The organism is Xanthomonas sp. MUS 060 (assembly GCF_000963215.1).
Classification (GTDB): Bacteria; Pseudomonadota; Gammaproteobacteria; order Xanthomonadales; family Xanthomonadaceae; genus Xanthomonas_A.
In genome coordinates this window covers 341930-368111 of sequence record NZ_JZIM01000001.1, presented here as the reverse complement: position 1 = coordinate 368111, position 26182 = coordinate 341930, and the positions used below count along the sequence as shown (strand labels likewise).

General features: G+C 64.0%; 24 protein-coding genes, 1 tRNA gene and 4 pseudogenes. 19 read left to right on the top strand and 10 right to left on the bottom strand.

The window, feature by feature from the left end; translation table 11 throughout:
- The first annotated feature begins 39 nt into the window (after positions 1-39).
- Together uvrA and XANALMUS060_RS01715 are read left to right on the top strand one after the other, a co-directional pair.
- Positions 40-3021, top strand: a complete 2982-nt coding sequence (gene uvrA, locus XANALMUS060_RS01720; protein WP_045736871.1) for an excinuclease ABC subunit UvrA — start codon at positions 40-42, stop codon at positions 3019-3021.
- Entirely contained in the window at positions 3018-3440 is a 423-nt protein-coding gene (locus XANALMUS060_RS01715) for a thioesterase family protein (protein WP_045736870.1), read from the top strand. Before uvrA ends, XANALMUS060_RS01715 begins: the two co-directional genes overlap by 4 nt.
- A 219-nt stretch (positions 3441-3659) precedes the next feature.
- Here XANALMUS060_RS01715 and XANALMUS060_RS01710 read toward each other — a convergent pair whose 3' ends face one another.
- Positions 3660-4142 (bottom strand): copper chaperone PCu(A)C, encoded by a 483-nt coding sequence (locus XANALMUS060_RS01710; RefSeq protein WP_045736869.1) that lies wholly within the window; start codon positions 4140-4142, stop codon positions 3660-3662.
- Between the two features lie 139 nt (positions 4143-4281).
- On the opposite strand from XANALMUS060_RS01710, the gene tesB reads away from it, so the two are divergent.
- Complete coding sequence (tesB, locus tag XANALMUS060_RS01705) at positions 4282-5193, top strand: acyl-CoA thioesterase II (RefSeq protein ID WP_045736868.1); 912 nt, start codon at positions 4282-4284, stop codon at positions 5191-5193.
- Between the two features lie 10 nt (positions 5194-5203).
- Positions 5204-5695: a DUF2007 domain-containing protein gene (locus tag XANALMUS060_RS01700; protein ID WP_045736867.1), complete on the top strand. Its 492-nt coding sequence runs from the start codon at positions 5204-5206 to the stop codon at positions 5693-5695.
- A gap of 169 nt (positions 5696-5864) precedes the next feature.
- Here the strand turns inward: XANALMUS060_RS01700 and XANALMUS060_RS01695 are convergent, their stop codons facing one another.
- Positions 5865-6407, bottom strand: a complete 543-nt coding sequence (locus XANALMUS060_RS01695; RefSeq protein WP_045736866.1) for an EF-hand domain-containing protein — start codon at positions 6405-6407, stop codon at positions 5865-5867.
- A 187-nt stretch (positions 6408-6594) separates the two neighbouring features.
- Between XANALMUS060_RS01695 and XANALMUS060_RS01690 the strand changes: the two genes are divergently transcribed.
- Positions 6595-7356, top strand: a complete 762-nt coding sequence (locus XANALMUS060_RS01690; protein WP_045736865.1) for an arginyltransferase — start codon at positions 6595-6597, stop codon at positions 7354-7356.
- A gap of 45 nt (positions 7357-7401) precedes the next feature.
- A complete protein-coding gene (locus XANALMUS060_RS01685; protein WP_045736864.1) occupies positions 7402-8628 on the top strand; it encodes an endonuclease/exonuclease/phosphatase family protein in 1227 nt (408 codons plus the stop codon).
- A gap of 119 nt (positions 8629-8747) precedes the next feature.
- Here XANALMUS060_RS01685 and purT read toward each other — a convergent pair whose 3' ends face one another.
- Complete coding sequence (gene purT, locus XANALMUS060_RS01680; RefSeq protein ID WP_045736863.1) at positions 8748-9935, bottom strand: formate-dependent phosphoribosylglycinamide formyltransferase; 1188 nt, start codon at positions 9933-9935, stop codon at positions 8748-8750.
- A 244-nt stretch (positions 9936-10179) separates the two neighbouring features.
- Here purT and XANALMUS060_RS01675 point away from each other — a divergent pair, with 244 nt between their 5' ends.
- Genes XANALMUS060_RS01675 through XANALMUS060_RS01665 form a run of 3 tightly spaced genes read left to right on the top strand, consistent with a single transcriptional unit; the run spans position 10180 to position 12598 of the window.
- Positions 10180-11331, top strand: a complete 1152-nt coding sequence (locus tag XANALMUS060_RS01675; protein ID WP_045736862.1) for an aromatic ring-hydroxylating dioxygenase subunit alpha — start codon at positions 10180-10182, stop codon at positions 11329-11331.
- Positions 11321-11947, top strand: coding sequence for a DapH/DapD/GlmU-related protein (locus XANALMUS060_RS01670; protein WP_045736861.1), 627 nt, complete (start codon positions 11321-11323; stop codon positions 11945-11947). Before XANALMUS060_RS01675 ends, XANALMUS060_RS01670 begins: the two co-directional genes overlap by 11 nt.
- A 42-nt stretch (positions 11948-11989) precedes the next feature.
- Positions 11990-12598: a DapH/DapD/GlmU-related protein gene (locus XANALMUS060_RS01665; protein ID WP_045736860.1), complete on the top strand. Its 609-nt coding sequence runs from the start codon at positions 11990-11992 to the stop codon at positions 12596-12598.
- Positions 12599-12607: 9 nt separating this feature from the next.
- Here XANALMUS060_RS01665 and XANALMUS060_RS22950 read toward each other — a convergent pair.
- Positions 12608-12884: pseudogene (locus tag XANALMUS060_RS22950) on the bottom strand (transposase); the annotation flags it as partial.
- Between the two features lie 5 nt (positions 12885-12889).
- Positions 12890-13611: pseudogene (locus tag XANALMUS060_RS01655) on the bottom strand (IS3 family transposase); the annotation flags it as partial.
- Between XANALMUS060_RS01655 and XANALMUS060_RS01650 the strand changes: the two are divergent.
- A pseudogene (locus XANALMUS060_RS01650) lies at positions 13604-13873 on the top strand (tyrosine-type recombinase/integrase); the annotation flags it as partial. The pseudogenes XANALMUS060_RS01655 and XANALMUS060_RS01650 sit on opposite strands and share 8 nt — an antisense overlap.
- A gap of 58 nt (positions 13874-13931) precedes the next feature.
- On the opposite strand, the gene XANALMUS060_RS01645 reads toward XANALMUS060_RS01650, so the two are convergent.
- Both XANALMUS060_RS01645 and XANALMUS060_RS01640 read right to left on the bottom strand, forming a co-directional pair.
- Positions 13932-14005, bottom strand: a tRNA-Gly gene (locus XANALMUS060_RS01645).
- 261 nt (positions 14006-14266) lie between these two features.
- Entirely contained in the window at positions 14267-16087 is a 1821-nt protein-coding gene (locus XANALMUS060_RS01640; RefSeq protein WP_045736857.1) for an autotransporter domain-containing esterase, read from the bottom strand.
- 173 nt (positions 16088-16260) lie between these two features.
- On the opposite strand from XANALMUS060_RS01640, the gene thiS reads away from it, so the two are divergent.
- From thiS to XANALMUS060_RS01620, 4 genes are all read left to right on the top strand, one after another.
- Positions 16261-16461, top strand: a complete 201-nt coding sequence (gene thiS, locus XANALMUS060_RS01635; RefSeq protein WP_045736856.1) for a sulfur carrier protein ThiS — start codon at positions 16261-16263, stop codon at positions 16459-16461.
- Between the two features lie 64 nt (positions 16462-16525).
- Positions 16526-17320, top strand: a complete 795-nt coding sequence (locus tag XANALMUS060_RS01630) for a thiazole synthase (RefSeq protein ID WP_045736855.1) — start codon at positions 16526-16528, stop codon at positions 17318-17320.
- Between the two features lie 10 nt (positions 17321-17330).
- Positions 17331-18089 carry a tRNA (guanosine(46)-N7)-methyltransferase TrmB gene (gene trmB / locus XANALMUS060_RS01625; RefSeq protein ID WP_045736854.1) on the top strand — a complete coding sequence of 253 codons (759 nt, stop codon included), beginning with the start codon at positions 17331-17333 and terminating at the stop codon, positions 18087-18089.
- A 102-nt stretch (positions 18090-18191) separates the two neighbouring features.
- Positions 18192-20060 (top strand): SLC13 family permease, encoded by a 1869-nt coding sequence (locus tag XANALMUS060_RS01620; RefSeq protein ID WP_045736853.1) that lies wholly within the window; start codon positions 18192-18194, stop codon positions 20058-20060.
- Here the strand turns inward: XANALMUS060_RS01620 and XANALMUS060_RS01615 are convergent.
- Positions 20057-20443 carry a Rieske (2Fe-2S) protein gene (locus XANALMUS060_RS01615; protein WP_045737084.1) on the bottom strand — a complete coding sequence of 129 codons (387 nt, stop codon included), beginning with the start codon at positions 20441-20443 and terminating at the stop codon, positions 20057-20059. The genes XANALMUS060_RS01620 and XANALMUS060_RS01615 overlap by 4 nt on opposite strands.
- Between XANALMUS060_RS01615 and XANALMUS060_RS01610 the strand changes: the two are divergent.
- Positions 20370-21407, top strand: a pseudogene (locus XANALMUS060_RS01610) (SLC13 family permease); the annotation flags it as partial. The gene XANALMUS060_RS01615 and the pseudogene XANALMUS060_RS01610 overlap by 74 nt on opposite strands.
- Here the strand turns inward: XANALMUS060_RS01610 and XANALMUS060_RS01605 are convergent.
- A complete protein-coding gene (locus tag XANALMUS060_RS01605; RefSeq protein ID WP_045736852.1) occupies positions 21404-21742 on the bottom strand; it encodes a Rieske (2Fe-2S) protein in 339 nt (112 codons plus the stop codon). The pseudogene XANALMUS060_RS01610 and the gene XANALMUS060_RS01605 sit on opposite strands and share 4 nt — an antisense overlap.
- A gap of 201 nt (positions 21743-21943) precedes the next feature.
- Here XANALMUS060_RS01605 and XANALMUS060_RS01600 point away from each other — a divergent pair, with 201 nt between their 5' ends.
- The 4 genes from XANALMUS060_RS01600 (at position 21944) to XANALMUS060_RS01585 (ending at position 24805) form a co-directional block, all read left to right on the top strand.
- Complete coding sequence (locus XANALMUS060_RS01600) at positions 21944-22216, top strand: hypothetical protein (protein WP_045736851.1); 273 nt, start codon at positions 21944-21946, stop codon at positions 22214-22216.
- A 112-nt stretch (positions 22217-22328) separates the two neighbouring features.
- Positions 22329-23036 (top strand): fumarylacetoacetate hydrolase family protein, encoded by a 708-nt coding sequence (locus XANALMUS060_RS01595; protein ID WP_045728103.1) that lies wholly within the window; start codon positions 22329-22331, stop codon positions 23034-23036.
- Positions 23037-23137: 101 nt separating this feature from the next.
- Entirely contained in the window at positions 23138-23557 is a 420-nt protein-coding gene (mscL, locus tag XANALMUS060_RS01590; RefSeq protein ID WP_045728104.1) for a large-conductance mechanosensitive channel protein MscL, read from the top strand.
- 183 nt (positions 23558-23740) lie between these two features.
- Positions 23741-24805 carry a LacI family DNA-binding transcriptional regulator gene (locus XANALMUS060_RS01585; RefSeq protein WP_045736850.1) on the top strand — a complete coding sequence of 355 codons (1065 nt, stop codon included), beginning with the start codon at positions 23741-23743 and terminating at the stop codon, positions 24803-24805.
- 105 nt (positions 24806-24910) lie between these two features.
- Here XANALMUS060_RS01585 and XANALMUS060_RS01580 read toward each other — a convergent pair whose 3' ends face one another.
- On the bottom strand, positions 24911-25966 hold the full coding sequence (locus XANALMUS060_RS01580) for a cytochrome P450 (protein WP_045736849.1): 1056 nt from the start codon (positions 25964-25966) through the stop codon (positions 24911-24913).
- Positions 25967-26182 lie beyond the last annotated feature (216 nt).

Below are 26182 nucleotides of genomic sequence, written 5' to 3'. Positions count from 1 at the left end.
TATCGGCACCGCCGCAGCCGACCCACATCGGATCTTTTCATGGCGATGGATTTCATCCGTATCCGCGGCGCGCGGACGCACAACCTCAAAAACCTCGACCTCGACCTGCCACGCGACAAACTGATCGTCATCACCGGCCTGTCCGGCTCGGGCAAATCCTCGCTGGCGTTCGACACCATCTATGCCGAGGGCCAGCGCCGCTACGTGGAATCGCTGTCGGCCTATGCGCGGCAGTTCCTCAGCGTGATGGAAAAGCCCGACATCGACCACATCGAGGGCCTGTCACCGGCCATCGCGATCGAGCAGAAATCGACCTCGCACAACCCGCGCTCCACGGTCGGCACCATCACCGAGATCTACGACTACCTGCGCCTGCTGTACGCCCGCGTCGGCCAGCCACGCTGCCCCGACCATCACTATCCGCTGGAGGCGCAGACAGTCAGCCAGATGGTCGACCAGGTCCTGACCCTGGACCCGGAGCAACGCTACATGCTGCTGGCACCGGTGATCCGCGAGCGTAAGGGCGAGCATGCGCAAGTGTTCGAGCAACTGCGTGCGCAGGGCTTCGTGCGCGTGCGCGTGGACGGCGAACTGTACGAGATCGATGCGGTGCCGGCGCTGGCGCTACGGCAAAAACACACCATCGAAGCGGTGATCGACCGCTTCCGTCCACGCGAGGACATCAAACAACGCTTGAGCGAGAGCTTCGAAACCGCGCTGAAGCTGGCCGACGGCATGGTCTCGGTCCAGTCGCTGGACGATGCTGCCGCCGCGCCGCAGTTGTTCTCTTCCAAGTTCAGCTGCCCGGTCTGCGACTACGCGTTGCCGGAACTGGAGCCGCGCCTGTTCTCGTTCAATGCGCCGATGGGCGCCTGCCCGACTTGCGACGGCCTGGGCGTGGCCGAGTTCTTCGATCCCGAACGCGTGGTCGTGCACCCGGAACTGTCGCTATCGGCCGGCGCGGTGCGCGGCTGGGACCGACGCAACGCTTACTACTTCCAACTGATCGCCTCGCTCGCCAAACACTACAAATTCAACGTCGACGCGCCCTGGCAATCACTGCCGGACAACGTGCGCCACGCGGTGCTGTACGGTAGCGGCGAAGAGACGATCACCTTCACCTACTTCACCGATGCCGGCGGCCGCACTCAACGCAAGCACCGATTCGAAGGCATCATCCCCAACCTGGAACGGCGCTACCGCGAGACTGAATCGCCAGCGGTTCGCGAGGAACTGGCCAAGTACATCAGCGAACGGCCGTGCCCGGACTGCAACGGCGCGCGCCTGAACCGAGCCGCGCGCAACGTCTTCGTCGCCGACCGCCCGCTGCCGGATCTGGTGGTGCTGCCAATCGACGACGCACTGGCATTCTTCCGCCAGCTCAACCTGCCCGGCTGGCGCGGCGAAATCGCCAGCAAGATCGTCAAGGAAATCGCCGAACGGCTCGGCTTCCTGGTCGATGTCGGCCTGGATTACCTCACCCTGGAACGCAAGGCCGACACGCTCTCCGGTGGCGAGGCGCAGCGTATCCGCCTGGCCAGCCAGATCGGCGCCGGCCTGGTCGGAGTGATGTACGTCCTCGACGAGCCATCGATCGGCCTGCACCAGCGCGACAACGAACGCCTGCTCGGCACCCTCACCCGCCTGCGCGACCTGGGCAACACGGTGATCGTGGTCGAGCACGACGAGGACGCGATCCGCCTGGCCGACTACGTGCTCGACATCGGCCCCGGCGCCGGCGTACACGGCGGCGAAATCGTCGGCCAGGGCAGCGTGCAGGACTTGCTGAAAGCCCCACGCTCGCTCACCGGGCAATACCTGTCGGGCAAGCGCAGCATCGAGATCCCGGCCAATCGGCACAAGCCCAATCCCAAGATGACGCTGCGCTTGCGCGGGGCCACCGGCAACAACCTCAAGAACGTCGACCTGGATATTCCGGCGGGGTTGCTGACCTGCATCACCGGCGTCTCCGGTTCCGGCAAGTCGACACTGATCAACGACACCCTGTTCACCCTGGCCGCAAACGCGATCAATGGCGCATCGCACACGGTGGCACCGTACCGCGAGATCGAGCACCTGGATCTGTTCGACAAGGTCGTGGTCGACAAGGTCGTGGACATCGATCAATCGCCCATCGGACGCACCCCGCGCTCCAATCCGGCCACCTACACCGGCCTGTTCACGCCGCTGCGCGAACTGTTCGCGCAGGTGCCGGAAGCGCGCGCGCGCGGTTATTCGCCGGGCCGTTTCAGCTTCAACGTGCGCGGCGGCCGCTGCGAAGCGTGCCAGGGCGACGGCCTGATCAAGGTGGAAATGCACTTCCTGCCCGACGTCTACGTGCCGTGCGACGTGTGCCACGGCAAGCGCTACAACCGCGAGACGCTGGAGATCCTGTACAAGGGCTACAACATCAACGACGTGCTGGAGATGACCGTCGAAGATGCGCTGAGGCTGTTCGAGCCGGTGCCGGCAATCGCACGCAAGCTGGAGACCTTGATCGACGTCGGCCTGAGCTATATCAAACTCGGCCAGAGCGCGACCACATTGTCAGGCGGCGAAGCGCAGCGCGTGAAGCTGTCCAAGGAGTTGTCGCGCCGCGACACCGGCCGCACCCTGTACATCCTCGACGAGCCCACCACCGGCTTGCACTTCCACGACATCGAAGCGCTGCTGGGCGTGCTGCACAAACTGCGCGACGAGGGCAATACCGTGGTGGTGATCGAACATAATCTGGACGTGATCAAGACCGCCGACTGGGTGGTGGACCTGGGTCCGGAAGGCGGCCACCGCGGCGGCACCATCCTGGCCACCGGCACACCGGAAGAGATCGCCGCACATCCGCACTCCTACACCGGCCAGTTCCTGGCCAAGCTGCTCCCCGAAGGCAGCGCCACCAAGCCGACCAAACCGGCGGCAATGGCGAACAAGCCCGACGCGCTGCCGCCACGCAAGACCAAGCCAGAGAAAGCCGCCAAGCAAGCGAACAAAAAGGTCGCCACGACCAAGAAGGCATCACCATGAGCAATCCTTCCGCTTCCGCCCCACACACGTTACTGGCACGCGTGCCGATCAGCGTGCGCTGGCGCGACATGGACAGCATGGGCCACGTCAACAACGCCAAGTACATCTCCTACCTGGAAGAAGCGCGCGTGCGCTGGATGCTGGGCGTGGAAGGGGTGTCGATGCGCAGCCGCATTGCCCCGGTCGTGGCCGCAACCAACGTGAACTATCGCCTGCCGATCGTGTGGCCCAACGACATCGTGGTGGAGTTGTTCGTCCAACGCCTAGGCAGCAGCAGCATCACCATCGGTCACCGCATCGTCGATCAACAGGACGCGGGCGTGCTTTACTCGGACGGTAACGTGGTCGTGGTGTGGATCGACACGCAGACGGGCAAAAGCGCGCTGCTACCGGAACAAATTCGCGCGGCGTGCAGTTGAAGAAGCTGCATGTTCGACAGCAGCACTGTCTTCGCAGAACGAACGTCATCCAGCACCTCGATGAACACTCAGGTGATCGACCCGAAGCTGCACTGCGGCGCTGCCTTGGCATGGAATCGGCTGTAACCGCCACGCCCGACCACTGCAACCTCGCGGCGACGGCGTTGCTTACAGCACAGGTATACGCCGCACCCGCGGCAAATCCGCAGTCGGCAAACACTACGGCTTGCCCGCACGCACCTGCAATTGGGCCTGTACCTGGCGACCATCTTTCAGGACGAACGTCACCGGCAACCGCACGCCCTCGCGCAGCGGCTGGGTCGGCTGCATCAACATCAGGTGGAGGCCGCCAGGTTGCAGCAACGCATCGGCACCGGCCGCCAGCGGTAGCGCATCGACCTCGCGCATCCTGCTGACCCCATCGCGCAACGTAGTCTCGTGCAAACTGACCTCGGCGAAGGCGGGACTGCGCGCGGACACCACTGTCAGCGTCTGTGCACAGGGGTTGTGCAAACGACCGAAGCCCGCCGCCATCGGCATCGCGGTATTCGGTGGCAAACGCACCCAGCCATCGTGCCACTGCGGCACACAGGCCGCCGACTTATCCGCTGGCGCGGCGACCAGTGTCCCCGGCGCGCCCAGGGACAAACCGACCAGCCCGACCGTCAGCCAACCCAAGTATGCGAATGCTATGCACTTCATGCGGCCATCATACGCCCACCGCGCTTGGCCACGGCTCAGGCGGTTGACACGGGCGCGGCAAACGCTGAACGACGGCCACGCAGGCACATGCGGGCCACCCGGTATAATTGCGAACATCCACTTATCCAGGCCCGGCTTCTTGTCCACCAAGCCCACCCCTGTCGTCTCCGAATTGATCGACCTGTTGTCGCTGGAGCGGCTGGAGGACAACCTGTTCCGCGGCCAAAGCCGCGACATCGGCACCAAATATGTGTTCGGCGGACAGGTTCTCGGTCAGGCACTGGCGGCAGCGCAGGCCACGGTGGAAAACGGTCGCCGCGCGCACTCGCTGCATGCCTATTTCCTGCGCGCCGGCGATATCGAGCACCCGATCGTCTACGACGTGGACCGCACCCGCGATGGCGGCAGCTTCTCGGTGCGCCGGATCACCGCGATCCAGCACGGCAAGGTGGTCTTCTTCTGCGCGGCCTCGTTCCAGGAACACGAAGACAGCGCCACCCATCAGTTGAAAATGCCGGAAGTACCACAGCCGGAGGACATCGAACCCACCCCTGCCGCGCAGCCCGAAGTGCTGGCGACCCTCCCGATCAAGGTGCAACGCTGGCTCGCGCGCGGTGGTCCGTTCGAGTTCCGCCACGTGTACCCGCGCGACGAACTGAATCCACCCAAGCGCCCACCGTTCCAGCAGATGTGGCTGCGCCTGAGCGAACCAGTCGACGACGCGCCGGAACTGCATCAGGTGCTGCTCGCCTACGCCTCCGATTTCCACCTACTCGGCACCGCCACCTTCCCGCATGGCATCAGCTACTACACGCCGAACGTGCAGATGGCCTCGCTGGATCACGCGTTGTGGTTCCACCGACCGTTTCGCGCCGACGACTGGCTGCTGTATGCGTTGGACAGTCCCAGCGCGCAGTCCGCGCGAGGTCTGGCACGCGGGCAGTTCTTCACTCGCGACGGCACCCTGGTCGCCAGCACCGCGCAAGAGGGCCTGATTCGCGTGGTATCGGACACCGACGCTGCGGCACAAGTGCCGACGACCAAGCGCTGAGGCAGCGACGATGCGACAGATTTTCAGCAGCCAACGCGTGGAAACCGCCGAAGGCGTGGCCGCGCTGCTACGCGAAGCGGGCATCGAGGTCCGCTTGAGCAACGGCCGCTCCTACCGCAGTCGCCGCAGCGGCCAGTTCAGCTACCTCGACCCCATCGCCGCGCAGGCGCAACCCACGGTGTGGGTGGTGCATGCCAACGACCAACCACATGCCCGCGAACTCCTGCGCGCGGCGGGCTTGCTCGATAGCACCCGTCGCGATACCGAGCAGAACCGCCCTTATCTGAGCCAGTTTCAATCGCAGGCCGCTCCGGACAACCGCAAGCGTTGGGCCTGGCGCATCCGTCTGGTGCTGCTGGCGGCGATCGGCGCCGTGGCGCTGGTGACCGCCCTGCATCACCGCACTCCCTCGTCGCCAGTCTCCACCGCCGCGCCCGCGCAACACGCCCCCGACAACGACACCGTTCGCGTGCGCCTGCAGCCAGTGCCACGCGGCAACTGATCGTCCAACGCGGCCTGGCATGCGCGCATCAGCGCATCTTGCGGCTGCGCAGCGCGCCATCGCCACGCGTGCTCCAACGCAAACGCAAGCGCCCCCGCGCCGTCAGGACGCGGGGGCATTATCGATCGTCAGCTTGTCGCGATGAACCAAGAATCACGCCGAACAGGCATCAGCGCGTGGCACTCGCCGGCATCGACGCATCCGCGCGTTGCGCCCCATGCCTGGCGTGTGCCGCATCGAACTCGGCACGGCTAAGCATCCCATCCCTGTTGGTATCGGCGGCGGTGAACCAGGCATCGCGATGCTGCTCGGCGCGCAGTTCGAAATCGGCACGGTCGACGAAGCCATCCTTGTTGACGTCCATCTTGTCGAAACGCGCGGCGAACGCGGGATCGGCCTGCGCCTCGGCACGACTGATCCGTCCATCCTGGTTGGTATCCAGCTTGGTCAGCAGCGCCTGCAGGCGGTCGTGGTGGCCGTGCCGTGGCCACTCGTCGGGGCTGAGCCTGCCATCGTGGTTCTTGTCCAGCGCATCGAAATGCGCGGCCAGACGCGGATTGGCCGCAGCCTCGTTGCGGTCGATGACGCCGTCGCCGTTCGTATCGAGCCGGGCGAAACCGCCAGCTTCGGCCGACGGCGGGTTGGCGGCAGACGCGGCACCGGAGAGCGCGACGAGCACAGCCAGGGCAAGCAACGGATTACGGTAATGCATGGGACACTCCCTGAGGATGATGAGGAATCTGCCAGGATGGCAGTGGTCGGTGCGGGTGGTCGGCTCGCGATGCGAACCGGCGCAACGACACCGTCCTCGTAGACAACGCCCGGCTCCCATCACGGTTGACCTGAAGCCGTGCACATTCATCCGATGGACAGCCTTGGCGAAACGCTATGCTCGACGCATGGCCATCCACTCCGACGCCAGCGGCGATCTGCAACTGTTCCAGACCGGCCAGCACGCATGCGGCTACTGGCCCGAGCGGCAGGCCCGCGACCTCGTGCTGGACCCTGACGACCGACGTCTGGACGCACTGTATCCACTCGCGCTGAGTTGGGGCTTTCGCCGCTCGGGCGATCTGGTCTACCGCCCGCATTGCGAACACTGTCGCGCCTGCGTGGCGGTGCGTGTCTCCATCGAGGATTTCGTTCCCGATCGCAGCCAACGTCGCTGCCTTGCACGCAACGCCGACCTGGACATGCGCCTGGTCGCCGCCGAACGCACCGAAGAACACTTGGCGCTGTACCAGCGCTACCTGCGTGCGCGCCACCCCGGCGGAGGGATGGACAACCACAGCGCGCACGAGTTCGACCAATTCCTGATCGGTCGCTGGTCGCAGGGGCGCTTCCTGGAACTGCGGCAACGCACGGTGGATGGCGGCCACGGGCCACTGCTGGCGGTGGCGGTCACCGACATCACAACGCAAGCCTTATCGGCGGTGTACACCTTCTACGCGCCCGATGCGGCCGAACGCAGCCTGGGCACGCTGGCGATCCTGCAACAGATCGCCTGGGCCAAACGCGCGGGGCTGCGCTATCTGTATCTGGGCTACTGGATCCGTGGCCATCGAAAAATGGACTACAAACGCCGCTTCCGCCCGCTGCAGGCCTACGACGGCCGTCATTGGCGTGACTTCGACGAGTTCGTGCAGCATCTGCGGAATTAGCCGCGCGCCATCGTGCGGACATACAACGCATGCGACACTGCCTGGATGACGCCACGCCTCTTCCTGATTACCCTGATCCTGCTGTGCGGCGCCTGCGCGCGCACCACATCCACTACGATGACCGACCCTGCCGCGCCCGCCTCCGCGCATCTGCGCCTGGCCACCTACAACACCTCGCTCAATTCCGACGTCTCCGGCGGCCTGATCGCCGCACTGCAAGGCGAAAGCGCGCAGGCGCGCAAGATCGCCGCGGTGCTGCAACAGGTGCGCCCGGATCTGGTGCTGCTCAACGAATTCGACTACGACGATGCGCACCGTGCCGCCGACCTGTTCGAGCAACGCTATCTGGCCGTCCCCCAGCCGCACGGCGGTGCCGCCTTGCACTACCCCTATCGCTACCTCGCGCCAGTGAACACCGGCGTGCCCAGCGGCCTGGACCTGGATCACGACGGCCATGTCGGCGGCGAAGGCCGCGCACGCGGCAACGATGCCTGGGGCTACGGCCTGCATCCGGGCCAATACGGCATGTTGCTGCTGTCCAAGTATCCGATCGACACCGCGGCGGTACGCAGCTTCCGATTATTGAAGTGGAGCGCGATGCCCGGTGCACTGCGCCCGGTCGATCCGGCCAGCGGCCACTTCTTCCACCGCGACGACGTCTGGGCGCAACTGCGGCTGTCGTCCAAATCGCACTGGGACGTCCCGGTCCGCACGCCGCTGGGGGTGATCCATGCGCTGGTGGCGCACCCCACCCCACCGGTGTTCGATGGCGCGGAGAAGCGTAATGCCGCACGCAACCACGACGAATTGCGGATGTGGCGCGAATATCTCGACGATGCCGGCACCGGCAAGGCGAACTGGCTATGCGACGACGCCGGCCGTTGCGGCGGACTGGCCGCCGACGCACGCTTCGTGATCCTGGGTGACCTCAACAACGATCCGATCGACGGCGACGGTCGCCACGATGCCATCGCCGCCCTGATCGCGCATCCGCGCGTGCTGCAGTATCCGCCCCCGCACAGTGCCGGCGGCGAGCAAACCACGCGCGCCTACGCCGCCAACGGCATCGCCCATCGCGGCCCGCCGCAACAGGTCACCGGGGATTTCGGGCCGAAGGCCGGCACCCTGCACCTGGATTACGTGCTGCCATCGCGGAATCTGCACTACCTGGACAGCGGCGTGTTCTGGCCGACATCCGATCAACCGACTGCGGCAATCGCCGACGGCAGCGACCACCATCTGGTCTGGGTCGATGTGGCTGCGGCGCCATAAGCGAGCGCACAACACGATCCTGCCCGCGTTAACCGGCCGCTCCTCGCCCTGCGCCTGATCCAGGCGCCTGATCCAGGCGCCAGGGCCAACGTCACGCCGACGCGCCGCGCGGACGCGGCTCAAGCGTGCAAGTGGATGTGCAACGCCGCCGCCGCATCGCGGGCGATCTGCCGCGCCTGCGCGATATCTGCACCACGCGCCAGGGTCACGCCCACGCGACGATGGCCGTGCACGCTCGGCTTGCCGAACAGGCGCAACGCGGTGTCTGGAGCCTGCAACGCCGCGTCGACATTGCCGAACGAGGGCACGCCTTCGCCGTGCGCCAGCAGCGCGCACGAAGCCGACGGCCCATGCTGACGGATCGTCGGAATGGGCAAGCCGAGAATCGCACGCGCATGCAGCGCGAATTCGCTCAGTTCCTGCGAAATCAGCGTGACCAGACCAGTATCGTGCGGACGTGGCGACACCTCGCTGAACCAGACCTGGTCGCCCTTGACGAACAACTCCACGCCGAACAGGCCCCAGCCGCCAAGCGCATCGGTGACCGCGTGCGCGATCTCCTGCGCGCGCTGCAGGGCCAACGCCGACATCGGCTGCGGCTGCCAGCTCTCGCGGTAATCGCCATCCTGCTGCCAATGCCCGATCGGATCGCAAAACGCGGTGCCACCGACGTGACGCACGGTCAACAGGGTGATTTCATAGTCGAAATCAATGAATCCCTCCACGATGCAGCGACCGGCGCCGGCACGACCGCCGGTCTGCGCGTACTCCCACGCGGCCTCGATGTCGGCCTCGCTGCGCAGCGTGCTCTGGCCCTTGCCCGAGGACGACATCACCGGCTTGACCACACATGGCAAGCCCACCGTGGCAATCGCCGCACGGTACTGGTCGGGCGTATCGACGAAGCGGTACGGCGAGGTCGGCAAATGCAGGGTTTCGGCGGCCAGGCGACGGATGCCTTCGCGGTCCATCGTCAGTCGCGCCGCGCGTGCCGTGGGGATCACCCGCTGGCCGTGGTCGCGCTCCAGCGCCACCAGCGTCTCGGTGTGGATCGCCTCGATCTCCGGCACGATCAGGTGCGGACGCTCGCGCGCAATCAGATCTTGCAACGCCATCGGATCGAGCATGTCGATCACATGGCTGCGGTGCGCGACCTGCATCGCCGGCGCATCGGCGTAGCGGTCCACCGCAATCACCTCCACCCCGAAACGCTGCAGTTCGATCGCCACTTCCTTGCCCAGTTCGCCCGAACCGAGCAACAGCACGCGGGTCGCGGAGACGGACAACGGGGTTCCCAGAGTGACCATAGACAACGGTGCCTGCACGAAGAAGGGGCGCCATTCTACGTCCCGGCGCGGCGCACTGCCGGCGGGGGTTCACGAGCGCCGATGCACGCCAACGGAATGCTATCTTCTGTACCGACCTGAGGAACGCCGCCATGACACACCGCACTGCCGGGCATCGCCACGCGCGCAGCATCCGCTCGTCCCGGCATGTGCCCCGTCGCTTACGCGCACCAGCAATCGCGCAACCGACGCGCCGGAGCCGTGCATGTACTCACTGATGCCGGCGGCGGCCTACATCGACGAAGCCTGGTTCGCCCGCGAACGCGAACGCCTGATGACCCCGCTGTGGCAGTTCGTTGCCCCACGCATGCTGCTGAACAAGCCCAACGCCTTCGTCCGGCGCACGCTGTGCGGGGTGGATGTCGTCGTGCAGAACATCGATGGCGAACTGCGAGCGTTCGACAACGTGTGCCTGCATCGGCAAAACCCCCTGCAGGAACAAGCCCAGGGCGTGCGACCGCTGATCTGCGGCTATCACGGCTGGCGCTATGGCGCCGATGGCGGCGTGGAGCACATTCCCTTCCAGGACGAAGCCTATCGGCTACCGCCGGACACACGCGCCTGCCTGCGGCTGCGCCGCTTCGCTCTGGCCTGCATCGGCAACCTGGTGTTCGTGAACGTATCGGCCACGCCGCTGCCGCTGGAGGCGCAATTCTCGCTGCCGGCCCTGGACATGCTGCGGGCCGCATCGCAACAGTTCGACGACGAAGTCCTCGTCGCGACCATCCAAACGCATTGCAACTGGAAACTCGCTTACGAGAACCTGCGCGATGCGCTGCATCCGCGCTTCGTCCACGCACGCACGCTGGCGCAACAGGTGAAGTTCCAGGTGCAGATGGACGCGACCGACATCGCCCAGGCGCGCCGCTATCATGCCGAAGGCAGCGCCTCGCCGGAACAGCACCTGGCGCGCTTGCGCGGGTTCAGCGGCGGCGGCCTCAACGAACCGCTGCTCGCCCTGCCGCACTACGCCTGGCACGACAACGTCGAACGCTTCGGCAACGACGACTGGTATCTGAACTGGCTGTTGTATCCGAACCTGCATATCGCATCGGGATCCGGTGGTTACTCTTTCATCATCGAGCACCACCAGCCGGTCTCCGCGCAACGCACCGACCTGATCGTTTACTACGTCACCGCACGCAAGAAATGTCGCTACTCCGGTTCCGACGCAGTGCTGCTGGGACATCTGCAAGGCGCCGAGAAAGTATTGCGCGAGGACATCGAGGTGATGGAACAGGTGCAATCGGGACTGCGCGCAGACACGCCACGCGCCGTGCTGGGCGACTACGATCACCTCAACATGCAGGTCGAACGTTGGTACATGGATGTCATGGAGGGGCGGCATGTCCTGTGAAAAATACGTGCTCGGCAGCGGTGCGCTGCTGCGCTGGGCACTGGCGGCATGGGCCGAGGCGGCACCGGACACCGTGCTGCGCCCGGTGGATATCGCGCAAGGCAAGGACTACCGCTTCGACCTGGACGCCCTGCGCGCCGTGCCTGGCAACGGTGCCACTGCCTTCGTCGCCTGGGACGCGCAGTTCCTCAATCTCCGCCGCCAAGAACTGATGGGCGAACTCAAGGCGCGCAGCTTCAAAATGCCACCGCTGATCTGCCCTGGCGCGTATGTGGCCGCCAGTGCAAGGATCGGCGAAAACGGCATGATCGGCGTCGGCGCGATCGTCGGCCCACACTGTGACATTGGCTTCAATAGCTGGATCGGCACGGCGGCAGTGCTGGAACATGGCGTCAACGTCGGTAACGGCGTATGGATCGACGCTGGCGCATTCGTCGGTGCCGAGGCCAGCATCGACAGCCAAGCAACCCTGGGACGGCAGGTCACCATCGCCACAGGCGTGCGCGTGGGCAAGCGTTGCATCGTGCAGACGCCTGGCATGTATCGCAGCGATATCGCCACCGGCACCCATCATCTGGACGGCTTCGCCACGCCGGTGCAGATCTTCAACAGCTAGGCCAAGTCATCAATTAAGTAAAATAACTGAAGCGAAAAATACGTGCTCGGCAGCGGTGCGCTGCTGCGCTGGGCACTGGCGGCATGGGCCGAGGCGGCACCGGACACCGTGCTGCGCCCGGTGGATATCGCGCAAGGCAAGGACTACCGCTTCGACCTGGACGCCCTGCGCGCCGTGCCTGGCAACGGTGCCACTGCCTTCGTCGCCTGGGACGCGCAGTTCCTCAATCTCCGCCGCCAAGAACTGATGGGCGAACTCAAGGCGCGCAGCTTCAAAATGCCACCGCTGATCTGCCCTGGCGCGTATGTGGCCGCCAGTGCAAGGATCGGCGAAAACGGCATGATCGGCGTCGGCGCGATCGTCGGCCCACACTGTGACATTGGCTTCAATAGCTGGATCGGCACGGCGGCAGTGCTGGAACATGGCGTCAACGTCGGTAACGGCGTATGGATCGACGCTGGCGCATTCGTCGGTGCCGAGGCCAGCATCGACAGCCAAGCAACCCTGGGACGGCAGGTCACCATCGCCACAGGCGTGCGCGTGGGCAAGCGTTGCATCGTGCAGACGCCTGGCATGTATCGCAGCGATATCGCCACCGGCACCCATCATCTGGACGGCTTCGCCACGCCGGTGCAGATCTTCAACAGCTAGGCCAAGTCATCAATTAAGTAAAATAACTGAAGCGACCCACCCGGTCGATGGCGCCGAGGAAGTTGCAGGCCGTCTTGTCGTATCGGGTGGCAATGGCCCGGTACTGTTTGAGTTTGGCAAAGAAGTTCTCGATCAGATGTCGATCTTTGTACAGCACCCGGTCGTAGTCGCGCCGCACGTTGCGCCTTGGATGGCAGGCGATGACGATCTGCGTCCCCTGTCGCTGCATCGGCTCGATGACACGTCCGCCGGCGTCGTAGGCTCGGTCAGCAAGCAAGGCACCGACGGGTTCTACCTCGATATCACGGACGGTTGTAAAAGAGCTGCAACTTTCTGATCTTGCCTGGCGACCCTTCGCCGCATCCTTGGATGATGGCGTCGCTCGATGGAGTCAAACACATCTGTGCGTGCGGCATCCAGTGTGGCGTAGCTGGTTCGATAGATTCGCTCACGCTTGGCAGCCCGAAGAAACCTTCGCACGCAGCGTTGTCACCGCAATGGCCTACTGCGCTCATAGAGCAGATCAGGCTGTTGCCCGACAAATAGTGCTGATCGTCATCGCTGCGGAACTGGCTGCCGCGATCAAAATGCAGGATCACGGAATGGTGACCTTGCCGTTGCCAGGTCGCCATCCGTACGCCGCGGATCACCATCTGACGTTCCTGGCGATCGTGCATCGACCACCCCACCACGCGCTGGTCAAATAGATCCAGCACGATGCATAGAAACAGCTTGCCTTGTTGGGCCTTGATCCGGGTGATATCGGTCACCCATTTGGTTTCCGGCTCCACAGCAACAAAGTCCCGCTCCAACAGATTGTTTACCCCCACAGGTGTCATTGCCCGGGCGCCTCGTGGTCCGCGACGCTTGCGCCGCGGCCAGCCTTGCAGGCCCTGGACTGCCATCAGGCGTGCCACCCGGTTGAGGCTTGCAGTCTCGCCTTCCTCAATCAGGTCTTCGTGCATGCGGCCAGCCCCCAGTGTGCCCCGACTGTCTTCGTGCAACCTCCGCAGTACCAGGCTGATTGTTGATACTGATGGCATGCCGATCGGACGGGCAGCCTTGCGTTATCGGTTCGACAAGGCGCGCGAAGCCGCAGGCGTTGCGAAGGTGGATTTTCAGTTCCGTGACCTACACGCGAAGGCCGGCACTGACAAGGCCGATTCGGCAGGCGACATTCGCCAGGCTCAGGCCCAGTTGGGGCATAAGTCGGTCACGACAACTGAGATATATGTGCGCAAGCGCAAGGGCGCAAAGACCACGCCGACTCGATGATTGCGGAGCGGTTCGAATATTGCGGAGCGCCAAAATTATCCGAAACGCTTGCAGTACATGGAGCGGGCGATGGGAATCGAACCCACGTCAGTAGCTTGGGAAGCTACAGCTCTACCATTGAGCTACGCCCGCATTACTTGCGCAGTCTATGCGTTGAGCCAGCCTTTGCGCAACAAAACGGCGTGATGCGCAGGCATTCCAGAGATCACCGACAACATCGAGACGACCTGGACACATCCCAAAATAAACAGGCTCCAGCCACGCCATCTCCCATGGAAGTGACGCAACCAGAGCCCTTGCTGCCACCGTGCGTCTAGCCGACGCACGGCGTTGCATCACCTATCGCGTCCAACACAACACAACAACGGACACGACAGGCGATATGGCGACCAATCAGAAGCCGCCGCCGAGGTTCAAGAACACCGACGTGTCGTGCGCACGCGACTGCGCCGTGGTGGTGTCGATGCCGACATTGCTGTCCAGACCCAATAGCTTGAACCGCGCGCCCAGTACCACCGAACCATAGTTGCGGTCGAAGTTGATGCCCGGCACCGCAAAGCTGCCGATATCCGACATGGTCTGCAACCAAGCGGTGGCTTCATGATTCTTCTTGAACTCGTGATCGTAGGTAGCCTGCAGGTACGGCTTGACCATGCCGACATCGAGACTGGCCTTCCAACCAATACGGCCGACCATCGACTCGACGCTCTGGTTGTTATAGCCCAGCGCGCTGGAATCCAGGTTGCTCTCGGTGTAGCCGTCGCGCTTGACCTTCTGCCAGATCGCCGCAGCCACCGGGCCAGTCTTGAAAGGGCCTAAGCCGAACTCGTAGCCACCCTGCAGGGCCGCCGTCAGGTTACTGCCATCCGGCGACCCCTTGTGCGCGATGCTGGCCGGGCCGAGGTTGACCTTGCGGGTCACGTCGTAGCGCAGCCAGCTGTAGCTGATCTGAGCGTTGACCCACGCTTGCTCGCCGTACCAGCCGGCAAAGCCGCCCAGCGTGGAGTCGTTCTGCGTGTATTTACCGCTGCTGTTGCCAAAATCGGCATCGACTCGACCGAAACCACCGAAGCCGCCGAACACCCACTCACCACGCGACCAATCCAGACCGAACAGACCCGCCGGCGCCATGCCGTCGTACAGGTCGCCGTGCTGATAACGCTGCATGTCGCCGCGCAGGTTGCCCCACCAACGCATGCCATCGGCCTCCGGACGGCCGTCCACATGCCAGGCAACCTGGTCCGCACGCGCGCGACCGACCATCTGCGCCGAACGCGTCAGCACCTGTTGCAGACGCGGACCTTCGAGAATCGACAGCGTGTACTGCGACAGCAGTTCATGGGTGTAGCCAGTGGGATGCACGCCATCGGCGAACACATACGTCTCCGGGGCAGTGGGGCTGACGTAGGTGGTCGGGTTGCAGATCAACGATTGCGCGGTGATCTGCGGCTGACAGGCGGTCCCAGTGACATTGGTAAAACCGTACATGGCCGGGTTGGCGACCACTTCCTGCAGCAGATGGAAGGCGTCCACCGGAATCACCCGCAGTCCGGCGCTCTTCAGCCCGGCGAACAAGGCGGTGTTATAAGCGCTGGACAGCGCCGTGCCCTGTGCCATTGCATTCGCGCCAGCGGCGCGGGCGCTCGGGGTCATGCCGAGATCGGGAACATCGGTGACCATCACGTAACGCGCACCCGCGCTCTTCAGGCTGGCGACGATGCCCACTTCGGCCGTCACCGCATTGGCGATGGTGGAGGCCACCGAAGCCCCCTGCGCGCCGATGGCGAACAAGTCATTGGCACCACCCCACACCCCATACAGGGCGTGCCGGTCGGCCTTGCCGCCGTTGGCAGCCAGATAGTTGCGGGTCTGCGTCGCCAGCGACGGCGCCACGCCCAGCGGACCAGGATTGTCCACGCCAACGCGGGCGTTGCCGGCAGCGTAATCGTCGCCGATCTGGCCATTGCCATTGGCCACGGCATTGGTGCCGTAGTGACGTGCGATGTACTGCGCCCAGACCCAGTCCGGATTGGTGGTGAACTGTCCGGTCACCGCTTGCGCCGAGGCCGGCAGCAATGGACGGTAATAGCCGGCGTCAGTCAGGCTATCGCCGAAGAACACCGTGCGGCTGTAGGTGGATTGGGCGAATGCGGGCGTGGCAGCAAGCACGATTGCGACGGCAAGCGACGAACGGAACAGACGGATAGAAGTCATGAATGCCCTCCCGGGCAAGAACATTTAAATTATTTGTAGTGCGAGTGAATGAGCGAAGAAAAAAATTGAAGCCGCATGGCAAGATGGTGCGCTCTCAACCCCATCCAGACACTCACCTCGCGCCTGTGCGTAACGCAAATCGCGCACCGAAGCGCACGCTACGAAACCTTAACATGTATATCGAATTGAATGGCAGACAGCGCACGCTGTCCCCCGGCAGCACCGTCACCACACTGTTGTCCGAGGAAAATCTCGCACAACGTCGGGTCGCGGTCGAAGTCAATGGCACGATCGTGCCGCGAGGCGCACACGGCGACCACGTACTACACGATGGTGATCGGGTCGAGATCGTGCACGCGCTGGGCGGCGGCTGAATCGCGATGGCCCACGACGCAGCGCGAACTCGGCAGCGCGGGTGCGATGGGCGATAATCCGCCGATGAACCCTCACGCCCCACTTGATGCGCTGGTCATCGCCGGCAAACCCTATCGTTCGCGCCTGCTCACCGGCACCGGCAAATTCGCCGATCTCGAACACACCCGCCTGGCGACGGAGGCCGCCGCCGCGCAGATCGTCACCGTCGCGATCCGCCGCAGCAATATCGGCCAGAGTCCGGGCGAGCCAAATCTGCTCGACGTGCTGCCGCCGGAGCGCTACACCATCCTGCCCAACACCGCTGGCTGCTACACCGCCGAAGACGCGGTACGCACCTGCCGCCTGGCGCGCGAGTTGCTCGACGGGCACAACCTGACCAAGCTGGAAGTGTTGGGCGACCAGCGCACCCTGTTCCCGGACGTGGTGCAGACCCTGAAGGCCGCCGAGATCCTGGTCGCCGAAGGTTTCGAGGTGATGGTCTATACCAGCGACGATCCGATTCTGGCCAAGCGCCTGGAAGAAATCGGCTGCGTGGCGGTGATGCCGCTGGCCGCACCGATCGGCTCCGGGCTGGGCATCCAGAATCGCTACAACCTGCTGGAAATCATCGACAACGCCAAGGTGCCGATCATCGTTGATGCCGGCGTCGGCACCGCATCAGACGCGGCGATCGCGATGGAGTTGGGTTGCGACGGCGTGCTGATGAACACCGCCATCGCCGGGGCGCGCAACCCGGTGCTGATGGCCAGCGCGATGCGCAAGGCCGTGGAAGCCGGACGCGAAGCGTTCCTGGCCGGGCGTATCCCGCGCAAGCGTTACGCCAGCGCGTCCTCGCCAGTTGATGGGCTGATCGGATGAAAGCGCGCCCATGACCGACCCGTTTTCCAGCGCCGGGGCCAAGACACCACCCAAGCCGTTCACGGTCGAGGAAGGCCGCCGCCAAGTGCGTAGTTTCGTCTTGCGTCAAGGCCGCTTCACCCCGGCCCAGCAGCGCGCCTTCGATGCGCTGTGGCCGCGCTTCGGCCTGGACTACCAGGGTCGGCCGCGCGATCTACAGGCGCTGTTCGGACGCAATGCCCCCAAGGTGCTGGAGATCGGTTTCGGCAACGGCACCGCCCTGCGGCATGCCGTCCGCAACGATCCGGCCCGCGACTACATCGGCATCGAGGTACATGCACCGGGTGTGGGCCGCCTGCTGAATGCCCTGGACGAAGACAACGCCGCGCACGTGCGCCTGTACCACCACGACGCCGTGGAAGTGCTGCAACACGAAATCGACGACGCGGCTTTGGACGAAATCCGCATCTATTTCCCGGACCCATGGCATAAAAAGCGCCACAACAAACGACGCTTGCTGCAACCGGCATTTGCCGCATTGCTGGTGCGCAAGCTGCGCGACGGCGGCCGGCTGCACTGCGCCACCGACTGGGCCGACTATGCCGAGCAGATGTGGGACGTGCTCGACGCCACTCCAGGCCTGAGCAACCGCGCCGGGCCGCGTGGCCACGTGCCGCGTCCGCACTGGCGTCCGCAGACCCACTTCGAGACCCGTGGCCAGACCCTGGGCCATGGCGTATGGGACTTGCTGTACGACAAAGTGGAAACAGGAGCGACAGCACAGGTATGAAGTGCGTCTGCGCCATGCTCCCGCCACCGACCTACACTGCCGCATGCGCATCGCGCCTGCGGTCGCTTTGCGCCTGACCCCGATCTACGAGCACAGCCCCGCATGGACACCGCGCTGACGCTGACCAACGACATGAAACTCGTTCTCGGGCTCGTCGGCTTCACGATGGCCATGTTCGTGTTCGAACGCATTCGCGCCGACGTGGTGGCCCTGGTGGTCCTGGTGGTCCTGGGCGTTACCGGCCTGATCGCGCCGGAGGAACTGTTCAGCGGCTTCTCCGGCAACGCGGTGATGAGCATCATCGCCACCACTATCCTCGGCGCGGGACTGGAACGCACCGGCGCGCTGAACCGGCTGGCGTCATGGTTGCTGCGACGTGCGCGCGGCGTCGAGGAACGGCTGATGCTGTTCACCACCGCCATCGCCGGACTCAATTCCTCGTTCATGCAGAACCCGTCGGTGATGGCACTGTACCTGCCGGTCGCCGCGCGACTGGCCGGGCGTACCACGCTCACCCTGCAACGGCTCCTGCTACCGATCGCCGCGGCGATCGTGATGGGAGGCGCGCTGACCATGGTCGGCACCTCGCCACTGATCCTGCTCAACGATTTGCTGCAATCGGCCAACAACAACCTGCCATCGGGCATGGCCACGATCCAACCACTGCGCATGTTCGCGCCACTGCCGATCGGCTTGGCGCTGTTGTTGGCCTCGCTGATCTACTTCCGTCTGCGCGGCGACAAGGTGCTGGCGGAAGAGGAACTGCTGATCAACAACGGCGTCACTCCTGCGCGTACCGAGAGCTACTTCGCCCACACCTACGGCATCGAGGGCGACGTGTTCGAGTTGATCGTCAGCGCCGACAGTCCGTTGGTCGGCATGACCCTGGGCGAGGCCGAGACCATCCACAACGCCCCGCTGCTACTGGCATTGAAAACCGGCAACGATACCCGGCTGGCACCGCCAACGGAGATGCGTATCTGGGTCGGCAGTGTGCTCGGCGTCATGGGTACGCGCCAGCAGGTCGCCGATTTCGCGCAGAACCATTTCCTGCGTATGTCCTCGCGCCTGCGCCACCTCGGCGATCTGTTCAACCCCAGCCGCGCCGGCATCTCCGAGGCGGTAATCCCTCCGACCTCACGCTTCATCGGCAAGAGCGCGGCCGAACTGCGCCTGCGCAAGCAGGCCGGGATCAGCCTGTTGGCGATCAACCGCAACAAGCAAGTGATCCGTGAGGATGTCCGCAAGGTGCCGCTGTACGCTGGCGACATGCTGGTGTTCCACAGCATCTGGCAGGACTTGGCACAGGCCTCGGAAAGCCGCGACTTCGTGGTGGTCACCGACTATCCGAAGGGCGAACATCGCCCGCACAAATTCAAGATCGCGATGACGATCTTCGCCTTGACCATCTTGATCGCACTCACCTCCAAACTGCCGGTGGCACTGACCCTGATGACCGGCGTGGCCGGCATGCTGCTGACCGGTGTGCTGCGCATGGAGGAGGCCTACGCTTCAATCAACTGGAAGACCATCTTTCTGATGGCCGGGTTGATCCCGCTGGGCTGGGCGATGGACAGCAGCGGCACCGCCGCCTGGGTTGCCGGCCACACCATCGCGCGGCTGCCAGAAGGCATGCCGGTGTGGATTCTGGAAATCGCGCTGGGCTTGCTCACCACGGCATTTTCGCTGGTCATCAGCCATGTCGGCGCGACCATCGTGATGGTGCCGATCGCCGTCAACCTGGCGCTGGCGGCGGGCGGCAATCCCACCGCATTCGCACTCATCGTGGCGCTGTCGGCCTCCAACAACCTGATGACCGCGTCCAACCCGGTGATCTCGATGATCACCGGCCCGGCCAACTACCAGCCGCGCGAACTATGGCGGGTGGGTGGGCCGTTATCGCTGATCTATACGCTGGTGGTGGTACTGATGGTCAACCTGATGTCAATGCACTGGTGGGGCGCGCTTTAAAGCAGGACCACCTGTCCGGCGCGCACTGTCACTGGCACCGCATGCAGGCTCTCGCCACGACAGGGGCCCGAGACACATTGACCCGCCTGCAAGTCGAACGCGGCGCCATGCGCTGCGCACACCAAGTGGCCTTGGCGACTTTTCAGGAACTGACCCGGCGCCCAATCCAGACGTCGTCCGGCATGCGGGCAGACATTCAACCAGGCGCGTACATCGTCACCATCGCGGTACAGCAGCAGCGACTCGGACTCGCCGCCAAGCATGGTCTGGACCTCGATCAGTTCACCAGGGACCAGATGATGCAAGGACGAAACCGGCAACGATACCCGGCTGGCACCGCCAACGGAGATGCGTATCTGGGTCGGCAGTGTGCTCGGCGTCATGGGTACGCGCCAGCAGGTCGCCGATTTCGCGCAGAACCATTTCCTGCGTATGTCCTCGCGCCTGCGCCACCTCGGCGATCTGTTCAACCCCAGCCGCGCCGGCATCTCCGAGGCGGTAATCCCTCCGACCTCACGCTTCATCGGCAAGAGCGCGGCCGAACTGCGCCTGCGCAAGCAGGCCGGGATCAGCCTGTTGGCGATCAACCGCAACAAGCAAGTGATCCGTGAGGATGTCCGCAAGGTGCCGCTGTACGCTGGCGACATGCTGGTGTTCCACAGCATCTGGCAGGACTTGGCACAGGCCTCGGAAAGCCGCGACTTCGTGGTGGTCACCGACTATCCGAAGGGCGAACATCGCCCGCACAAATTCAAGATCGCGATGACGATCTTCGCCTTGACCATCTTGATCGCACTCACCTCCAAACTGCCGGTGGCACTGACCCTGATGACCGGCGTGGCCGGCATGCTGCTGACCGGTGTGCTGCGCATGGAGGAGGCCTACGCTTCAATCAACTGGAAGACCATCTTTCTGATGGCCGGGTTGATCCCGCTGGGCTGGGCGATGGACAGCAGCGGCACCGCCGCCTGGGTTGCCGGCCACACCATCGCGCGGCTGCCAGAAGGCATGCCGGTGTGGATTCTGGAAATCGCGCTGGGCTTGCTCACCACGGCATTTTCGCTGGTCATCAGCCATGTCGGCGCGACCATCGTGATGGTGCCGATCGCCGTCAACCTGGCGCTGGCGGCGGGCGGCAATCCCACCGCATTCGCACTCATCGTGGCGCTGTCGGCCTCCAACAACCTGATGACCGCGTCCAACCCGGTGATCTCGATGATCACCGGCCCGGCCAACTACCAGCCGCGCGAACTATGGCGGGTGGGTGGGCCGTTATCGCTGATCTATACGCTGGTGGTGGTACTGATGGTCAACCTGATGTCAATGCACTGGTGGGGCGCGCTTTAAAGCAGGACCACCTGTCCGGCGCGCACTGTCACTGGCACCGCATGCAGGCTCTCGCCACGACAGGGGCCCGAGACACATTGACCCGCCTGCAAGTCGAACGCGGCGCCATGCGCTGCGCACACCAAGTGGCCTTGGCGACTTTTCAGGAACTGACCCGGCGCCCAATCCAGACGTCGTCCGGCATGCGGGCAGACATTCAACCAGGCGCGTACATCGTCACCATCGCGGTACAGCAGCAGCGACTCGGACTCGCCGCCAAGCATGGTCTGGACCTCGATCAGTTCACCAGGGACCAGATGATGCAAGGACGCAAGCACGGCAGGAGAGTCGGACATCGAACGTGGAGCGGGTAGCAACAAGACCCGCATTCTTGCATGACGGCCCCATTGGCAACGGTATTCCCATTTCACTTGGGCGATACATACAAACGATTGAGCGGCAAGTGTTAATTTTTTAATTAACGAATTTTTCACCACTCGGGATAAAACAGCACCGATACTGCGCGCCATCGGTTCTAACTGACACAGACATCTGCCATGCGTGATCGCATCTTCAATTTCGACCACCTCCGACAGGTGTTCGCGCCGCGCAAGCCACGCCATCCGCTGGTCAAACTGGTGCTTGGCCTGATTGGTCTGGCAATTCTGGCAGGGCTGGTATTCATCAGCGTGTTCGTGGGTGCGGCCATGATCCTCGGCGGCATCACGATGAAATTACTGAGCCAACGCGGCAAGCGTCCGGCAACCGCGCGCCATCAGGTGGTCGATGGTGAATACCGAGTGGTGCGCAAGCCCGCACTGCCGCTGTAAATCACCATCGGGGGCGCTGTGCCCGGCCGCTGCGCACGCCTAGTTTTTCAGCTCTACACACAAGCATGGGCGCTACACTGCGGCAATCCTTTTGCCGCCAGGGTATCTGTGCATGCGCGACCTGTTTATCGCCCCCGAGACTCCGCGCGTTCCCGTGCGCGGGCAGGGCCTATTTCCCGTGCATCGCATCTACTGCGTGGGCCGCAACTTCGCCGACCATGCGCGCGAGATGGGCGCCAGCGTCCCCGCCACGAAAGCCGAGCGCGGTCAGCCGATATTCTTCATGAAACCCGCCGATGCGCTGGTGATCGGCACCGAGACCATCCCCTACCCGCCCGCGACGCAGGACCTGCACTACGAGGTGGAACTGGTGGCAGCAGTGGGGCGGAACGCGCCGGCCGGTGAGTTGAGCATCACCGAGGCCAACGCGTTAGTACTGGCTTACGGCGTGGGCCTGGATCTGACCCGTCGCGACCTGCAGGCAACGGCCAAGGCAAAGGGACTGCCCTGGGACATCGCCAAGGGCTTCGACCACTCCGCGCCGATCAGCGAACTGGTCCTGGCCAGCGAAGTGGGCCCGCTGGAAACGCGCACGCTATCGCTGGAAGTCAACGGCCAGATCCGCCAACAATCGCGACTGGAGCAGATGATCTGGAACGTGCCGGAGATCCTGCAGGCATTGTCTATGCTGTTCGCGCTACGCGCTGGCGACCTGGTGTTCATGGGCACGCCCGCCGGCGTGGCCGCACTCCAGCCCGGCGACCGTTTCAGCGCACGCCTGGAGAAGGTAATCGAGCGCCACGGCACTATCGTCGGCTAACGGCAGCACAGCGCCACAATACCTGTACCGGCGTACACACCGCCGACTGCGCTAGTCTAGGGCTGCGGCGATCCGCCCGCGTCAACGAAGAGGAACCTCCGATGAGCATGATCCGCGAATTCAAGGAATTCGCCATGCGTGGCAACGTGCTGGACCTTGCCGTCGGTGTGGTGTTGGGCGCCGCATTCGGCAAGATCGTCACCGCACTGGTGGAAAAGATCATCATGCCGCCGATTGGACTGCTCGTTGGCGGCATGGATTTCTCGCGTTGGGCATGGACGTTGAAAGCGGCGACGGTGGACGCGGCCGGCAAGCCGGTGCCGGCAGTGGTGATCGGCATCGGAGACTTCCTCAATACCATCGTCCAATTCGTCATCGTGGCCTTCGCCATCTTCATGTTGGTGAAAACGGTCAACCGCATCGCCCGCAAGGAACCGCCAGCGGACAAGGGCCCAAGCGAGGAAGTGCTCTTGCTACGCGAGATCCGCGACTCCCTCAAGCACGACACAACACCACGCTGAACACCCGACTGGCCTGCGCCGCACGGCCCCGTCGCGCGGGCCAGGCGTGTCACCAGCAAGCCAGCCGCGATCAGGGAGCGACTTGGTAGACACCAAGCCGAGACAGCGGTGCCGCACAGGGAGTAAGCTGTATATGACCTGCCGATGACAAACGCAGCTCCCTTCGCAACAACACCAGGACACTTGATGACCACACGACAACGTCGCGTGGGCTCAGCGGTGACGCTGCTGGATGTGGCCCGCCATGCGGGTGTGTCGCCGATGACCGCTTCACGTGTAATCAATCGTCATCCGCGCGTGGGCGCTAGCATGCGCGAGCGCGTGGAAGCCTCGATCAAGGCACTGGGATACCGTCCCAATCTGGCCGGACGTTCGCTGCGCACCGCTTGCTTGGCGCGGATCGGCATACTGTACAGCAACCCAAGCGCGGCTTATCTCAACCATTTCATGCTCGGCGTATTGGAGCAAAGTAGCCTGGAAGGCAGCCAGGTTTTGGTGGAAAAAAGCGAGAACAGCGATCACCAACACGCCGCCGCCGAGCGCCTGCTCGCCGCCGGTGCCGACGGGATGATCCTGACGCCGCCACTGTGCGATGCGTGGCAGACGATCGAAACGTTGGACGAACGCGGCATCCCACTCGTGGCCGTGGCCACCGGCACGCCAATGCGCGGCATCAGCTCGGTACGCATCGACGACTACCAGGCCGCGTGCACAATCACCCGGCACCTGCTGGAACTGGGCCACCGCGATATCGGCTTCATCAGCGGCGATCCGAGTCATACGCCGAGCGCTCTACGCAGCCGCGGCTTCTTCGACACCATGGCCGCAAGCGGACTGACGGTGGAGCCGACACGTCTGGGCGAAGGTCTGTTCACCTATCGCTCCGGACTGCTCGCCGCAAGTAGGTTACTGCAGACAACACCGCATCCAAGCGCCATCCTGTGCAGCAACGACGACATGGCCGCCGCCGCAGTGGCTGTCGCCCACGGGTTGCGCCTGCGCGTGCCCGAGGATCTGTCGATCGCCGGCTTCGACGACACGCCGGTCGCGACCACGATCTGGCCCGAGCTGACCACCATCCACCAACCGGTCGCCGCGATGGGCCGCACCGCCGTGACCCTGCTGCTCGGCGAAATCCGCCAACGCCGCAGTGGCCTACCCAATCGCGGCATCCACCACGTGATGAGGTATACGCTGGTGCCTCGCAACTCCACCGCACCACCAGCAGCGGCACGCGCACCGCGCTGACGCGTTGTCCGTGGCGTCGTGGCAAGCAAACAAACGTGTACACACGGTGCGGGCCGGGGGCAATTGACGGACCAATGCCATGCGCTTGGTCACCAGCGCAGCGCATCAGCCGCGCCCCTGTCGGACGACGTCAATCTGGAAGACCCCTAGCAACCCAGGCAGCGGCACATGCGCACGACGCTGCTTCGGACTGACGACGAGGTCCTGAGCGCGCAGCAACTCCAGCATTTGCTCGGCCAGCGGCATGACCATGTGCCGCCCCCAGCAGCGTTCGGATGCGTGTCCAAACGGTAGATAGCCTGGCAGCGCATCGGGATCCAATCGATCCCAGCGGTCTGGACGAAACACCTCCGCGTCCTCCCACAGCGCCGGGTCACGGTGACTGAGCAGGGGCAGGACCAGGAGATCATCGGCAACGCCGATGCGCTGGTCCAGCGCAACGTATTCGGGTGAAGCTTTGCGCAGCAGGCTCCAGGCCGGCGGCAGCAGGCGCATTGCTTCGTAGAGAATGTTGCGGTTGGATGCTGATGGATCGAAAGGCGATCCGAGCCATAGCGCATTGGCGACGAGCGCAGAGATGGTGAAGCAAAGCGGTACGGCGGCACGTCGATACAGACCCATGGCATGGCGACGCTCGCGATAACAGCTCGCGCCTGCGGCAACGGTCACCTTGGCCAGCGCCGAAGCGTCCTCCCGCGCCGTCAACGGCAATGCCGCGCCGGCCGCGATAAACGTCCAGGTCAACATGGGAGTCAGTTCGAGTGCTCTGTCCATCAGCACACGCAAACGCCATGGATCCGTCGCGAGCAACAGATCGCACAGATAGCGATGCCCCACATGCGGCCACGAACCGGATAGATCGAGCGTTGCGGGAACCGGGCGTTTCAGCGCCTCGCGCACGTCCGAGCCAATGGCCTGCATCAGCTTCGCGGCTTCGGCGCGGGTGATCGAACGACCTTGCAAGGGTTTGAACGTCGGACGTTCGTGCTCTGTCGCGGGTCTCGCCGCAAGCAATTGATCAATGAGCGTCGCGCCGGCGACACCAATCGTATTCTTTTCCAACCGGAACGCATCCTGTCCTAGATGCTCGCGTAACAACGCCTGCAGGGGCGATGCGAAGACGGTCGTGCGCACTTCGCGGCCAGTCAGGATTGCGGACATCCGAATTCTCCTAAGCTTAAAAGAAACGATGCCCGACGAACCCCGTCCGCCGGGCATCGACTGCTTCAGATTTCAGGAGCAATGGAGCACCTGACGCACACGTCTCGCAATGGTCACAACCAAAATACACAATGCCATGCAGGGTGAGTAGATAAACTCGAACCCCACACCTAGCAACGTAGAGGCATCGTGCCAAGTACCACTGCGGAACGCAGT